The sequence below is a fragment of the Methylobacterium sp. J-078 genome (genome assembly GCF_022829285.1).
Taxonomy (GTDB): domain Bacteria; phylum Pseudomonadota; class Alphaproteobacteria; order Rhizobiales; family Beijerinckiaceae; genus Methylobacterium.
The window spans coordinates 1-14,598 of record NZ_JAKSYI010000140.1 but is presented as its reverse complement, the minus strand read 5'-3'; the positions used below and the strand labels follow the sequence as shown (position 1 = coordinate 14,598).

Sequence of the window (14,598 nt, the reverse complement as noted above, 5' to 3'; positions counted from 1 at the left end):
AGAGCGGCATGCCGAGGTTTGTCGAAATGGACGCGACTGTCACGCTCGCCGATCAGCTTCGCGACGACACGAACGATCCCGTGGTGCTCATCAACACGTTCGTCGTCCCGGATGAGGACGCCGACGCGCTGTTGAACACCTGGAGCCGCGACGCCGCGATCATGAAACGTCAGCCGGGCTTCATCTCGACCCAGCTTCATCGCGGCATCGCGGGGAGCGGCACCTTCCTGAATTATGCGGTCTGGCAGTCCGTTGCGCATTTTCGCGAAGCCTTCGCAAACCCGGAATTCAGGGCGCAACTCGGCGCTTATCCGGACAGCGCAACGGCGAGCCCGCACCTGTTCCGCAAGGTCGAGGTCCCCGGCATCTGCGTGGCATGAGCGGTAGAAGCACCCAGCGGCCCTCCCACGCCTGAAACACTGCGGCTACCGGAAGGGGTTAGCTTTCCCGCGAACTTCGCGAAAAGCGGACCTTCTCATTTCCACCCTACAGCGACATCCAGCGCAGCATCCGCCCCGAGCAATCGGTGCAGGGCCGAAGGGACACAGGGGTCGTCGCGCTTTCGACGGGCGCCGCATCGGTCGGAAGGGCCGCATCGGTTCGGCCCCGCCGGGGCCGCAGGTGGAGCGGTGCCGAGGCGCCGCCGTCCGCCCTTAGTCCAACCCCGCCACCTTGATCGCGTCCCCCTCCAGGCGGACCTGGGCGGGCAGCCCGCGCTGGACGGGGCCGAGATCGTCGGCGGTGCGGTAGAGGCCGTCGATGGCGATGAGTTCGGGCTCGAACCGGCGGCAGGTGATGCGCGCCTCCGGATTGCCGGCAGCCCCCGCGATGGCCCGGCCGCGCAGCGCCCCGTAGACGTGGAGCGAACCGCCCGCGATCACCTCGGCGCCGGAGGCGACCGAACCCATCACGGTGATGTCGCCCTCGAGATGCAGGATGGTCTGGCCGGAGCGCACCGGTGCGTCGACGATCAGGGAGCGGAACGGGGCTGGGGCCGGCGGCACCACCGGCGCGTCCACGTCCGGATCGGGAATCGCGACCTCCTCCACGGGCCTACCGCCGGCCGGAGGCGGCGGCAGGCCGGCGCCGAGCTGGCCGGGGGCCGCGCCCTCGATGCCCATCACGGCGACGTCGCGGGCGGCCAGATCCGCCACGAGCCCGACGAGCCCGTCCCGGTCGAGGCCGAGCCCGGCCACATCGAGGATCACCGGCCGCCCGACGAAGAAGGCCGGCGAGCGCCGGGCCAGGGCGTCGAGCTCGTCGAGCCAGTCGGCGACGGGCAGCACCGGGGCGAGCACCAGCGCCATGAACGAGCGGCCGCGAAAACGGATCGGGGGACGGGGGGAGCTTGGCGTCACGGTGGGGTGTCTTCGCGGTTCTCGGGCGGCCGGACGGAACGCGGGCGCGTTCGGTCACCTTATCCGAACCTGTGCCCCGGGGGACAGGCGAAGGTCGGCGATGCGGAAAAAAGTCCCGCGCGCCGCCGACCGCGCGCAGCCCCCCTCAATCCGCCGCGGCGGACGGGTCCGGATGCGCCTGACCCGCCGCGCGGGCGAGGCGCCGGGCCAGCGCCGCGCGCGGCCGCGCGACCCCGAGGTGACGCGCCATGCGCGCGGGCAGGTCGTCGGGCTCGCCTCCGAGCTGCGCCGCGAGCCCCGCGAGTTCGGCGAGCGGGATGTCGGCCGGATCGCGCGGCTCGCCCGCGGCGGACCGGAACGGCACCGGGGCCTGCGGATCGACCCCGACCGGCCAGAGCACTTCGCGCGCATCCTCCCAGGCACGCAGAACCTCCGCGCCGACGCGCGCCAGGATGCGGGCGCGCAGGCGGGCCGTGGTCCGGTTGATGCCATGGGCCCGCGCCACCCGGGCGACGAGGCGGTCGGCGAACAGCGGCCCCTCCTGCGCGATGACGTGCGCGACGAGGGCGTCGAGAACCGCGTCGTAATCCGGCGCGTGGAAGCGGGACGCGTCGAGGGCGAAGCCGGCGGTGTCGGCGGCGACGGAGGGGCTCGGCGGCGGCGCTTCGTGTGGCGGCTCCGGCGCCGGCTTGGCCCGGTCGGATTCCAGGTCCGCCCGCAGGTCCGCGTCCAGGCGGTCGAGGGCGCCGTCCGCGTCGATCCACCAGTCGGTGCTCCAGACCCGGTGCAGGCGCCAGCCGAGATCGGTGAGCACCCCGTGGCGCAGGCGGTCGCGGTCGCGGGCCGTGGCGGCGCTGTGGTAGCTGGCCCCGTCGCATTCCACCCCCGCGAGGTAGCGCCCGGGGGCGTCCGGGTGGACGATGCCTAGATCGATCCGGAAGGCGGCGACGCCGACCTGCGGCACCACCCGCCAGCCGCGCGCCTCCAGGGCCGCCATCACGCTGGCCTCGAAGGGGGATTCGACGTCGCGTCCGGTCGGCGCGGCGGCTCTCTCCAGGGCGGAGGCGCCGTGGGCGGCGAAATCGAGGAAGTGCTTGAAGTCGCGGATGCCGCGCGCCGCCCCCCGCCCGAGGTCGATCTGCTCCGGCCGCAGGGACGCGAAGACGAGGAGTTCGCGCCGCGCCCGGGTGATCGCCACGTTGAGCCGGCGGTGCCCGCCGCTCCGGTTGAGGGAGCTGACCTGCCCGGTGATCCGCCCGGCGCCGTCCGGCCCCACCGCCACCGAGAACAGGATCGCGTCGCGCTCGTCGCCCTGCACGGTCTCGAGGTTCTTCACGAAGACCGGCTCGGGAGTGAGGCGGGCGTCGAAGTGGCGCTCGAGATCCGGGTCGGCGCGCCGCTCGGCGTCGAGCAGGTTCTCGATCAGGCGCTGCTGCTCCCCGTTGAAGGTGACGATTCCGAGGGAGCCCGACCCCGCGTCCGCCCGCAGGCGTGCCAGCACCTCGGCCACCACCGCCCGCGCCTCGGGGCGGTTCACCCGGGCAGCCCCGCGCTCGTAGAGGCCGTCCGCCACCGGCAGGAGGCGAACCGCCCGGTCCTGCGTCACCGGAGACGGGAAGGTGATGAGGCCGCCGCGATAATAGTGCCGGTTCGAGAACGCGATCAGGCTCTCGTGCCGGCTGCGGTAGTGCCAGGCGAGGCGGTGCCGCGGCAGGTGGGCGGCCAGGCACTCGTCGAGGATGCTCTCCTGATCCGGCACGTCGAGGTCGTCCGCATCGCCCTCGCGCTCGCCGACGCTGGTCGGGGGCAGTTGCTCGGGGTCGCCCACGATCACGGTCCGGCGCCCCCGCGCGATGGCGCCGATGGCGTCCCAGGGCGCGATCTGCGAGGCCTCGTCGAAGATCACGAGGTCGAAGGGCGGGGCATCCGCCGGCCAGTGCTGGGCCACCGAGAGCGGGCTCATCATCACGCAGGGGGTGAGGCGGGTGAGCGCGCCCGGCAGCCGGGCAAAGAGCTGGCGCAGGGCGAGGTGGCGCCCGCGCTTGGCGATCTCGCGGGCGAGGAGGCCCCACTCGGCCTGCTGCCCGAACGCCACGGGGGACGGCACCCCGCCAAGGCGCCCCCGCGCGGCGGCCCCCGCCAGGGCGCAGACCCGGGCATCCGCCGCCCGGAACGCCGCGATCTCCGCCTCGTGGGACGGCCCCTGGAAGCCGCGCAGGACCGGGTCGTGCGTGACCACGTGGTCGATCCACCAGCCCGCATAGGCGCGCTCGAAGGCCTCGGGGATCGCATCCGGCTCCAGCGCCCCGGCCTCGACCGCCGCCACGAGGGGGCCGAGCCCGGCCTCCCGCGCGGCCTGTACCGCGCCCTGCCAGCGCAGCCAGACCTGCGCCTTGGGCAGGGCGGACGCCCAGCGCGCGGCCTCGTCCAGGGTGCCGGCCACCCAGCCGGGACCGGTGGCGAGGGGCCGGTCCGGGTGCCGGCGGGCGGCCAGGCGCCCCAGGGTCTCGATCGCGCGCAGGGCCGGCAGGCGCAGCGGAGACAGGGCGGCGCGAGCCTCGGCAACGGCCCTGCCCACCCCTCCCCCGCCGGGGGCCAGCCGGTCGAGGCAGCGCCGGCGCAGGGCCTCCACCCCCGCCCCGTCCCCGGCGAGGGCGGCGAGCGCCGGGGCGATCCGCCCGGCCCAGGCCAGGGGGGCGGCGAAGGCCTCCGCCGGGCTGTCCGGCCGGTTCCAGGGCGGGCCGAGATCGGCGAAGGCCGCCTCCAGGATCCCGGCCAGGGCCGGGCCGGCGGCGCGCAGACCCTGGATCTCCAAGAGGGTCGCGAGGTCCGGCCCGAGATCCTCCGGCAGGGGCGCCAGGGCGTCCGCCTCCAGCATCCGGCGCAGGCGCCGGAGCCGCGCCCCGCGCACCAGCAGGTTGGCGCCCTGCGCCGCGCGCCAGGCGTCGCGGGTGGCGGACAGGTCGGTGGCGAACAAGGCCTCGGCGTAGCGCCCAAGCAGGCGCGCGGCTGCCCGCGCGAGGGCGGCCTCGTGCTGCCGGCGCGCCTCCACGGCTTGCCGCAGCGAGTCGGCATCGGCGGCGAGGCAACGCAGGCCGGCGGCCGCCTCCGGGCGGGCGAGCCCGCTCGCCAGGGCGAGGAGGGCGCGGGTGCCGGCCCAAGTCTCGCTCGCCCCGGGGAGGCCGAGGGCGGCGCCGAGCCGATCCGCGGCCGCCCCGAAGGCCGGCAACGCGCCTGCGAGGTCCGCCAGCGCCCGCTCCATCTCGGCGCGCCAGAGCGGTGACCAATCCGCCGGGCCGATGCCGCGCAGGGGATGACGTGCAGGATCGCCCACGAGGGGCAGCAGGGCGGCGAGCCCGGCCGCGCGGGCGCGAAGCCCTGCCAGGGTCTCGGGCGTGTGCGCGGCGTGATCGGGCCAGGACAGGGCGATGCGCGGCGCTCCGGCGGCGCGCTCCGCGATGATGCGGCCGAGGGCGGCCTGCGCGCTGAGGCCGTTGGCGCGGGGAGCGTGCAGGCGCGCGACCACGTCGTTGAGCGCGGCCCGGCGGCGTTCGAGATCGGCCCCGGCCTCGTGCCAGGGCACCGTCTCGGGACCGCGCGCCGCCCAGGCCTCGCGGAGCTGCGCGAGGACATGGGCCTTCTGCGCCCGGGCCGCATGGACCTCCAGGCAGCAGGCCCCGAGCCCGGCCGCGTCGAGGCGGCGGCGCACCACGTCGAGGGCCGCCGCCTTCTGCGAGACGAACAGGACCGTCCGCCCGAGGGCCAGGGCATGCGCGATGATGTTGGCGATGGTCTGGCTCTTGCCGGTGCCAGGCGGGCCGAGCAGGACGAAATCCTTGCCCGCGCCCGCCGCCAGGATCGCGCAGAGCTGCGAGGAATCGGCGGGAAGCGGGGTGAACACGGTCTGCGGCGGATGCGCGGCATCGAGGCGTTCGGGGGCCGGAAAGCCGGTGGCGTCGCCGTAGGCGAGCGTCGGCGTCTCGAGGAGGTGGCGCACCACCGGGTTGCGCTTCAGGAGGTCGGTGCGCTCGGCCAGATCGCGCCACATCAGGACCTTGGTGAAGGCGAAGGTGGAGAGAACGACGTCCGTCTCGACCTCGAACCCCTTGAGGTCGCGCACATGCCCGCGCACGATCCGCCAGAGGCCCGACACGTCGAGGCCGTCCCCGGACAAAGCGGCGTCGAGGTCCGGCAGGGTCAGGCCGAAATCCTGGCGCAGCATCTCGATCAGCGTCGGGTTCACCCGCGCCTCGGCGTCGTGGCGCACCAGCCGGAAGCCGGCGCGCACGCTGGCGCGGGTGAGCGCCACCGGCACGAGGAGGAGCGGCGCCCGCACGGGGGCCATCGTCCCGCCCCGCGTCCAGGACAGGAAGCCGACGGCGAGGTGGAGCACGTTGGCGCCGCCCTCCTCCAGTGCCGTCCGCGCGAGGCGGAACAGATCGGTGAGGCGCGCGTCGAGATCGTCGGCGGATGCGTGCGTGACGATCTCGCCGGAGCGCGCGGCCTCCCGCCTGAGCGCGTCCCGCGCGGCGGCATCCCCGGCCTCCGGCCCCTCCTGCTTCAGCTCTTCCGGCTTCGGCAGCAGCCGGATCGCGGCGCCCTCGACGAGCAGCGCCGCCAGGGCGTCCGGGTCCGGAACGCAGAGGCTGAAGCTGGCCTTGCCCGGCCGGAAGTTGAGGAGCTTGTTACGCAGGGTCAGGTCGAGGAGGCGCAGCTTCCAGGCCTCCAGGCGGTCGCGCGGCCGTGTCTCGGCGGGGCGCGGCGGGATCGCGGGCGGGCGATCCTCCGCGAAGGCGGGAGTCGGCGCACGGGGATACGCGCCGCGCGGCGGCAGCCGGGGCGCCTCGGCGGCGGCCTCCAGGGCCAGCGGCGCCAGGCCGCGCAGGCGGGCGGCGCGCAGATCGACCACGAGGTCGAGGGCCGCGCCGGCCTCCACCATCCGCGCGCCGGCCGCCAGGGCCTCAGGGAAGGCGGCGGGACCGGTGGCGATCAGGATCAGTTCGTCGAGGTCGCGGTGCTTGCGCAGGCCCTGCGCATCCACGGTCTCGGCCGGACGCGCATCGACGAGCCGGAGCCCGGCCGCGACCGTGGCCGCGCCGAGGACGAGGAGCGCGTCGAGCCCCGCCCGCTCGAAGCAGGCCGCCAGGATCAGGCCCCGGTCGAGGGGGCTGGCCCACCCGTCCCCGAGCACAGCGCCCGGGCTCCGCATCCGCTCGGCACCGGCGACCGGGGCGCTTTCCGCGAAGGCTTGGTCGCGCAGGGCCTGGTCGCGCAGGGCCGCGTGGATGGCCTGGGCCGTCTCCCAGACCCGCGCCCGTCCGTCCGCATAGGTCGCGAGCCGATCGCGCCCGGGCGGAAGGTGCTCGGCCGCGCGGGCGAGGAGCGCGTCGATGGCCGGATCGTCGGGGCGCACGAAGGTGGCGAGGGCATCCGGCCCGGTCTCGATGCCCGCCCAATACGTCGCCGGCAGGAGGTCCAGCGACACCGTCGCGCGCCCGACGGGACGCCCCTCCACGGTGGCCACCAGGGTCAGCACGCAGGCCGTCACCGCCTGCAGGGCGTCGAGGGCGGCCTCGTCCAGGATCATGGGCGGCGCCGCGCAGGCCCGGGACGCGCCGGCCTCCAAGCCCGGAATCCGCAGGGGCTCGGCCCGCAGGAGCGGCGGCTCGGCCGTCAGCGTGAGCACCAGTCCGGGCAGATCCGCGCCGGCCTTGCAGGTCACGGTGAGCGAGCGGATCGGCGCGAGGCCCGCGCGGAGCTGCGGGACCCCGATCCGCGCCAGGGCGTCGCAGGCGATGCGGCACGCCGCGTCCGGCGGCGTCGCCATCCCGGCTTGGGGCGCCTCAGCCGTCTCGCCCATCCTGCCGCATCCTCGAGGGTCTCCCCGGTACTAGCCGCGACCCAGGCGCGACCGCAAGCCGAGCCTGCACGCACTGGTTTCGAGTCCGACAGCCCGGTCGGGCGCGGCAGAACCGGCTTCGGCGCGGCCGGCGACGGGATCGCAACCGTCGCCTTGGAATCATTCCACAACATAGGGTTTGCGACCCCAAGACCGGGCTCGCTATAGCGAGGTCGTCATCGTCCGGCGCGATGGTGTTCGGGCCGTAATGCTGCGGTTTCCGGAGATCTGTCCGGGTCGATCCCGTCCCTGTTGCTGCCGGTCCGGCCATGCCTGGATCCGCGCCGCCCGCATCGGAGGTGCTGCCCGTGACGAACCAAAGCCCCATCGACCGGGAACGCTTCAGGGGCGGCTGGCGCTACCGCGCGGCGGTGGCCGGCCGGGTGCTGCTGGCGGCCTTCGGGGGCTACGCGGTGGCCGCGCTCGCTACCGCCTTCCTGTCCCTGACCCTGCCGATGGTCCGCTCGGAGGCCGTCGCGACCGCGACCCTCCTCAGCTTCGCGATCCTGGCAGGCGCCGTGATCTGGGTCTTCGCCGCGCGCACCCTGGCCCGGGCCACCCTGGGCCTGGTCCTGCCGGCGGCGCTGCTCGGCCTCGGCGTCTGGGCGGCGATGACCCTCGCGCCGATGGGGCCGCCGGCATGAGGCAGGCTTTCCGCCAATCCATGGGCTGGCTGCACACCTGGTCGGGGCTTGTGGCCGGCTGGGTGATGTTCGCGGTCTTCGTCACCGGCACCGCCACCTATTACCGCACGGACATCTCGCTCTGGATGCGGCCGGAACTGCGCGCAGGCCCGAGCGAACCCGCACCGGCCGCCGAGCGTGGGCTCGCCTACCTCAAGACCCATGCCCCGAAGGCGATGGCCTGGTACGTCTCGCTGCCGCAGCCGGACCGGCCGTTGCTTGGGGTCTACTGGATGGACAGCCTGGAAGCGCCGCTGGGCCAAGCCATGCTGGATGCCGGGACGGGGGAACCGACCCGGGCGCGGGCGACCCAGGGCGGCGACTTCCTCTACCGCTTCCACTACGAACTTCAGATGATGCCGGTGCTCGGCCGCTGGATCGTCGGCCTCGCCGCGATGATCCTCCTCGTCGCCCTGATCTCCGGCATCGTCACGCACCGGCGCATCATCGCGGACTTCTTCACCTTCCGGCGGGACAGGTCGACCCAGCGCGGCTGGCTCGATGCGCATAACGTCACCGGCGTGCTGGCGCTGCCCTTCCACCTCATGATCACCTACACGGGCATCGTCACCCTCGGCGTGATGTACATGCCCTGGGGCGTCACGGCCGCCTACAAGGGCGACGAGATGCGCTTCTACGTCGAATCCGCCCAGAGCACGACCTGGCGCCCCGCCGCCGGACGGCCCGGCGAGGCCGTGCCGCTGGCGCCCCTCCTCGCGCGGGCGCGGGCGGAGGTCTCCGAGCCCCTCGAGATGGTGATCGTCAACAATCCGGGCGACGCCAACGCGACCGTGGTCGCGGTGTTCGAGGAGCCGCACGGCCTCGCCCACCAGCACCCGCAGATCGCCTTCGACGCGGCCTCAGGCGCGATCGTCGAGCGCGTCGGCGGCATGCGGCCGGCCGCGCACGCCTTCACCAGCTTCATGGGCCTGCACGAGGCGCACTTCGCCAGCGGCGCCCTGCGGCTGCTGTTCTTCCTGTGCGGCGTAATGGGCTCGGCCACCATCGCCACGGGCCTGGTGCTGTGGACCGTCGCCCGGACGCCGAAGGCCGGCGAGGTCCCAGGCTTCGGCCTGCGCCTCGTGCGCAGCCTGAACATCGGCACGATCCTCGGCCTGCCCATCGGCATCGCGGCGCTGTTCCTGGCCAACCGGCTGCTGCCGGTGGAACTGGCGCACCGGGCCACCTGGGAAGGCGCGGCGTTCTTCGGCGCCTGGGGGCTCGCCGCCCTGGTGCCCCTGGCCCGGCCGCATCGCCGGGCCTGGGCCGAAATGGGGCTGGCGGCGGGCGGCCTGTTCGGCGCGGTGCCGGTGGTCGGCTGGCTGACCACGGATCGCGGCCTCGATTTCCTGTGGTTCGACGCCGCCATGCTGGTCCTCGGCCTCGTCCTGGCCCTCGGGGGCCGCAAGGTCGGGCTCTACGAGGCGCGGCGCCGGGCCGCGCGCCCGGCCGGACGCGACGCGGGCCTGACACAGAAGGGGTTCGCCCAAGCATGACGCCGCTCTCCGTCGCCCTCAACCTGACCTTGAGCTTCGCCGGGCTCGCCGCGCTCTGCCTCTCGATGGACCGTCACCACAGGGCCATCGCGGGCCTGCCGCAGAGCCGCGCGCGGGCGAGAGCCCTGCGCCTCAGCGGCTGGGCCGTCATCGCGGTCTCGTTCGCCGCCGCGATCCTGACCTCGGACTGGAATTTCGGCCCCGTGCAGTGGATCGGCTCGCTCACCGGGGCGGCGCTCCTCGTGGTCGGGCTGGTCTCGTATCGCCCGCGCTGGGTCCGGCCCGCCGCGATCCTCGCCCTGCCGCTCGCCCTGGCCGCCGCCCTCCTCGCCTAACCGGACGGGCGCCGCTACCCTGGCACGGCCCCAGCCAGGATACGCCGATGCCCCTCGATCCCGCCCTTGCCGCCCGCATCACCGAGGCCGTCGCGGCGGGATTTCCCGAGCAGGTCGCCCACACACAGGCCCTGGTGCGGTTCGGCTCCACGCGGGGCGCCGAGCACGCGATCCAGGACTTCGTGTTCCGCGCCTTTCGCGCGCGGGGCTACGCGCTGGACCGCTTCACCATGGACGGGGCGGCGCTGGCCGCCCATCCGGGCGGGGCGGCGATGTCGGACACGCATTCGCAAGCCCCCCTCGTGGTCGGCATCCACCGGCCGCGGGCCGAGACCGGGCGCTCGCTGATCCTCCAGGCCCATGTCGACGTGGTGCCGCCCGGGCCCGCCGACCTCTGGACCCACCCGCCCTTCGAGCCCGTCATCGACGGCGACTGGATGTACGGTCGCGGGGCCGCCGACATGAAGGCGGGCCACGCCGCCAACCTGTTCGCCCTCGACGCGCTGGCGCGGATCGGCCTGCAGCCGGCCGCCACCGTCACCCTGCAATCCGTGGTCGAGGAGGAATCCACCGGCAACGGCGCTCTGATGACCCACCTGCGCGGCTACCGGGCCGACGCCGTGCTGATCCCCGAGCCGGAGGACGAGAAGCTGGTGCGGGCCAATGTCGGCGTGCTCTGGTTCACCGTGGAGGTGCGCGGGCGCCCGGTCCATGTCCGCGAGATGGGGGCGGGCGCCAACGCCATCGACGCCACCTACCGGGTCATCGGCGCCCTGCGGGCGCTGGAAGCGCGCTGGAACGCCGAGAAGGCGGTCCATCCGCACTTCGCCGAGGAGCCCGACGCCATCAACCTCAATGTCGGCCGGATCGAGGGCGGCGACTGGGCCTCCTCGGTGCCGGCCTGGTGCCGGATCGACTGCCGCATCGCGCTCTATCCCGGCGTCTCGGCGGCGCAGGCCGCCCGCGCGGTGGAGCAGGCGGTGGCCGACTTCGCCCGGGACGACGCCTTCCTGTCGAACACGCCGCCCCGCGTCGCCTTCAACGGGTTCTTCGCCGAGGGCTACGCCCTCCCCGAGGGCTCGGAGGCGGAAGGCGTGCTCGGCCGCGCGCACCGGGCTGCCACCGGCGAGGCCCTCCAGAGCTTCATGTCGCCGAGCTACCTCGATACCCGGGTCTATGCCCTCTACGACCGGGTGCCGGCACTCTGCTACGGACCGTTCAGCCGGAACATCCACGGCTTCGACGAGTGCGTGAGCCTCGCCTCCGTGCAGCGGATCACCACCGCGATGGCGCTGTTCGTCGCCGAATGGTGCGGGACGGAAGCCCGCGTCGCACCGTGAGGCCGGGGCCTCGGTACTTCCCCGCGCGATCGTGACCCCGCGCGGTGTGGATGGCGCGGCACGCGCGCCTTGCCGAATGCTCCGCGCGCGTTACCCCTGTGTCCCGTGATCGATCCCAAGCCCTCCCCCCTCGCGGCGCACCCGAGCGCCTTCGCAACGGCCGTCGCGGCCACCGTCCTCGCCACCTCGGCCGTGCTCGCCGGCGGCACGGCGGCCGGCGCGCAGACCACCGACACCAGCTGCTACGTGACCGGCGGCGGCAGCCTGGAGATCTGCCGGGGCACCGAGGCGGAGGGCGTGTTCGTGGCCCCGCGCGCCTGCGAATCCGTCAGCGGCGTGCAGATCCTGCGCACGACGCCCGGCACCGGGCCGCTCCAGGCGGTCTACCAGGCGGAGACGCCCCTCGCTGGCCCGTCCCGGCGCGGGGCCGAGACCTGCGCGCCGCGCCGGGCCGGCGACCCCCTCGACGGCGGCTCGGTGCGGGCGGGCGCGATGCCGGAACAGCTCGCCACCACGATGCCGCCGGTGCAGGGGCGCCTCTGGGAGGTGACCCGCGCGGCGGAGCGGCCCCGGGAGGCGCGCGGGCGACGCGGGCGCCGCCGCGAGGCCGCCCCGCCGCCCGAGACCACGGCCGAGGGCATCGCCGCGCGCCACCCGATCACGGTGGCGGGCCGCGACTGGGGCGGGGACGCCTACAGCTACGTGTTTTTCCTCGCGGCGATGCCGACGGAGAACGGCAACCGGCACGCCCTGCTCCAGGCCCGCACCCTCGACTTCACCCGCTTCGACATCCGCGGCGGCGCGGAGGCCGGGACGACCTGGACGCCGCTGGGCAAGACGGACCCGGAGCCGCGCGGGCGCCGTCGCCGCGGGCGGACGGAGGCCGAGCCCGATCCTGGCGTCGTCCTGGACGAGACCGGCGCGCCGGTGGTGGGCCATTGCCAGGGCCAGGGCTTCGACCGGACCGACCTCGTCGGTTCGATCAGCGTGGTCGATCAGGTCTACCACTACTTCTACACCGACGTGCTGCCCTCCGACTGCAACGAGCCGGTGGCGACCCGGCGCATGGGCCTCTACCTGCGCACCAGCCGCGACCTCACCGCCGACCGGCCCTGGTCCGCGGCCCGCACCATCGCGCAGCCCCTGCCGAACAAGAGCCTCGTGCGCGTGGCCAAGGCCCGTGACATGGACCGCTGGGTGGTGGCCTATCGCTGCAACCGCCCGGCCAACACCATGGACGGCCCGGTCTCGGACATCTGCGTGCAGTACACCGCCGACCTCGCGCCGGGCTCGCTGGCGGGCCTGACCTGGTTCTCCGAACCGCAGGCGATCATGCGCTCCACCGCGTATCTCGGCCTGCGCTCGGGGGGCGACGGCTCGGGTCGCTTCGGACGCAGCCAGCACTTCTGGATGACCGACCGCTACGGCAACCTCGCCACGCCCACGAGCTACCGCGCCAAGGCCGGCCTCGTGACCTGGCTCGACCGCCTCGCGCCGGGACAGGCCGGCACGGGGGCCTCCAGCGTGTTCGGCCGCCCGGTCTATTGGGGGACGTGGTCGGTCCGGGCGGTGATTGGGCGGTAGGGGGTTCGCGGCCGGGGGCGGACATGGGCGAGCGGGGGATCGTCGGACCCTGGCCTTCCGCCCCGAAGTGGACGTTCCGTCCCCCCGATTCCATCTCAAAGCCGCAGCCAGTCTGAGCAACTTCCAGAAAGCGTGTGCTCCTGCGGAAGGCATGAGTATTTTGCAGGAAGGCCTTTCGATAGCGAACTTCCGAGGCTGTGCCCGCACCAATATCAACCGCCAGAGGCAAGACGTTTAGCATATTCGTAAGCTGACGATGATCCCTCGATCTAGAGACCGGCTCTGTTCTTCAGCAATGCAATGACACCCTGGTCGGGTCTGAGATGGCCGTCCGACCCAAGGTGGTATTCTTGCAGCCTCGTGCCGAAGCCCACCGTATCGCCGACGTTGCCGCCCAGCACCCGTACCGCATCGGGAGTTACCTCGACCACAATGTCCGAGTGGCTCTCATACTGAGCGTGGTTCTCGGCATACGAGAAGCTGAAGTTGTTGCCGCTCCGATTGCGCTGGATGATGTCGCCGAGGGCAGGCTTTTCCTCGTTGATCCGGAAGCCCCAAAATGGCTTGTCCTTCCGCGCCGTAAAGCGAGCTTTGATGGCGTTGTTCACGAACACCGAGTGGCTCGAGGCGAATTGAAAGTTGGTATAGGCGGGCCCTGCGAGACGCACCACCCAAGAAATGAATGCCGCCGACCATGGGACATCCCGACCGTCAGAATAGGTGCTGCGACCGTCGTAGGGTTCGCCGATCGCGGCCCACATTTCGCGAACGAAGCTGCAGTATGGGTCGACCTTCTCGTTGCCTGCGCCCTTCTCGAAACGAAGCCATTCGTCGATGGCCGTCCGGAGTAACGCCTCGACCTCGGGCCGCTCTGGCGTACGCAGATACTTGCCGAAGCAGAAGCCCTCTTGGGTACCAGCGCGCACCTTCCGCCATCCCGCATTGTCGGCGGCACCGATGGCGGCGAGACGTTCGCCGATCGTGAGATCACGTATGATCATACCGCCGGGAGCGTCCCGCAGTCGGAGTCCCTCGGTCGTAACAAGCAGGTCGGTCGGGGCAGGTGCAGCGGGTACGATGGTCATGATGCGCGCGGCCAGGGTCGCATCCCCGGTCTCGTCCCAGGCCACCATGCCCTTGTCGTCCGCTCCCACCTGAAACGCACCAAGATCCTTGCGGGCGATGCGGATGACATTCCGGTCATACCCGATCCCGCTGCCGGATTCGGTCCTCTCCGGCGGCACTTGGCGAATCGCCCACCTGTTGGAGTAAAAAAACTGCTCAGTGCCAGTGAATGCGCGCGACATGGAGATCCATGGCACCTCTATCAGCTTCTCGGAGAGCAGCTTGCTCAGCGTTGCTCCACTGCCATAACAGCCGATTTTAAAATCCTGTCCAATTGCAGTCTTTACAGCCTTGAAGTAGTCGAGGATCGGGCCGTCGATCTCAGAAACATTGTATTCCTGATCAACAGCAAAAATTATCGTGCTACCTTCGCCGATGGGCTGTCCAACCGATTTGGCGAAGGCGACGGCACTCCGGGCGTTCTTCTTGCCGGATGCGGTTGAGAAATCCGAAATTCTTCGACTGCTGTCCTGAAAAACTGGGAGTATCGCGAAGCCTTCAGTTGAAAGAAATTTTGCCTCGTCCAGAGTAAGCGTCTTTGGACGTTCCGTACTGGCGTAGTACCGTATTATCGTGTCCACGCCATTGCGCTGCAAGAACCGGATAAATATTTTTCCCGCGCTTGTATTGAGCCGCGTACTAGTGCTCTGACTCAGACGGATGGTTCAGGAGCTCGGCTGAGGGCGTCGAAGATTGCAGAGGCGGGTTTAGTCCAGATGAAGGGCTTTGGGCTACGGTTGTGCTCGGCGATGTAGCGATTGATGGCGACCTGCAGGTC

At 72.5% G+C, this 14,598-nt stretch carries 9 protein-coding genes and 1 pseudogene; 6 read left to right on the top strand and 4 right to left on the bottom strand.

All coding sequences use genetic code 11. The annotated features are described in order from the left end of the window. The first annotated feature begins 8 nt into the window (after positions 1-8). Positions 9-380, top strand: coding sequence for an antibiotic biosynthesis monooxygenase family protein (locus MKK58_RS24565; protein WP_243915588.1), 372 nt, complete (start codon positions 9-11; stop codon positions 378-380). A gap of 273 nt (positions 381-653) precedes the next feature. Here MKK58_RS24565 and minC read toward each other — a convergent pair whose 3' ends face one another. Next, a complete protein-coding gene (gene minC, locus MKK58_RS24560; protein WP_243915619.1) occupies positions 654-1,307 on the bottom strand; it encodes a septum site-determining protein MinC in 654 nt (217 codons plus the stop codon). Between the two features lie 196 nt (positions 1,308-1,503). After that, positions 1,504-7,218, bottom strand: a complete 5,715-nt coding sequence (locus MKK58_RS24555; protein WP_243915587.1) for a DUF3320 domain-containing protein — start codon at positions 7,216-7,218, stop codon at positions 1,504-1,506. Between the two features lie 347 nt (positions 7,219-7,565). Between MKK58_RS24555 and MKK58_RS24550 the strand changes: the two genes are divergently transcribed. The 5 genes from MKK58_RS24550 to MKK58_RS24530 all read left to right on the top strand — a co-directional run bounded on the left by MKK58_RS24550 (position 7,566) and on the right by MKK58_RS24530 (position 12,695). Beyond that, positions 7,566-7,901: an iron transporter gene (locus MKK58_RS24550; protein WP_243915586.1), complete on the top strand. Its 336-nt coding sequence runs from the start codon at positions 7,566-7,568 to the stop codon at positions 7,899-7,901. Continuing rightward, entirely contained in the window at positions 7,898-9,436 is a 1,539-nt protein-coding gene (locus MKK58_RS24545; RefSeq protein WP_243915585.1) for a PepSY-associated TM helix domain-containing protein, read from the top strand. Before MKK58_RS24550 ends, MKK58_RS24545 begins: the two co-directional genes overlap by 4 nt. Further along, complete coding sequence (locus MKK58_RS24540; protein ID WP_243915584.1) at positions 9,433-9,771, top strand: DUF3325 domain-containing protein; 339 nt, start codon at positions 9,433-9,435, stop codon at positions 9,769-9,771. Before MKK58_RS24545 ends, MKK58_RS24540 begins: the two co-directional genes overlap by 4 nt. Positions 9,772-9,818: 47 nt before the next feature. Then, positions 9,819-11,111: an ArgE/DapE family deacylase gene (locus tag MKK58_RS24535; protein WP_243915583.1), complete on the top strand. Its 1,293-nt coding sequence runs from the start codon at positions 9,819-9,821 to the stop codon at positions 11,109-11,111. Between the two features lie 105 nt (positions 11,112-11,216). Further along, positions 11,217-12,695: a hypothetical protein gene (locus tag MKK58_RS24530; protein WP_243915582.1), complete on the top strand. Its 1,479-nt coding sequence runs from the start codon at positions 11,217-11,219 to the stop codon at positions 12,693-12,695. A gap of 269 nt (positions 12,696-12,964) precedes the next feature. Here MKK58_RS24530 and MKK58_RS24525 read toward each other — a convergent pair whose 3' ends face one another. Both MKK58_RS24525 and MKK58_RS24520 read right to left on the bottom strand, forming a co-directional pair. Next, entirely contained in the window at positions 12,965-14,416 is a 1,452-nt protein-coding gene (locus tag MKK58_RS24525; RefSeq protein WP_243915581.1) for a DUF2272 domain-containing protein, read from the bottom strand. 56 nt (positions 14,417-14,472) lie between these two features. Next, a pseudogene (locus tag MKK58_RS24520) lies at positions 14,473-14,598 on the bottom strand (IS630 family transposase); the annotation flags it as partial.

Excerpts from the sequence above, each read along its gene's own strand:
- MKK58_RS24565 (WP_243915588.1), top strand. The coding sequence starts at position 9 with ATGCCGAGGTTTGTCGAAATGGACGCGACTGTCACGCTCGCCGATCAG.
- minC (WP_243915619.1), bottom strand. The coding sequence starts at position 1,307 with ATGGCGCTGGTGCTCGCCCCGGTGCTGCCCGTCGCCGACTGGCTCGAC.
- MKK58_RS24555 (WP_243915587.1), bottom strand. The coding sequence starts at position 7,218 with ATGGGCGAGACGGCTGAGGCGCCCCAAGCCGGGATGGCGACGCCGCCG.
- MKK58_RS24545 (WP_243915585.1), top strand. The coding sequence starts at position 7,898 with ATGAGGCAGGCTTTCCGCCAATCCATGGGCTGGCTGCACACCTGGTCG.
- MKK58_RS24540 (WP_243915584.1), top strand. The coding sequence starts at position 9,433 with ATGACGCCGCTCTCCGTCGCCCTCAACCTGACCTTGAGCTTCGCCGGG.
- MKK58_RS24535 (WP_243915583.1), top strand. The coding sequence starts at position 9,819 with ATGCCCCTCGATCCCGCCCTTGCCGCCCGCATCACCGAGGCCGTCGCG.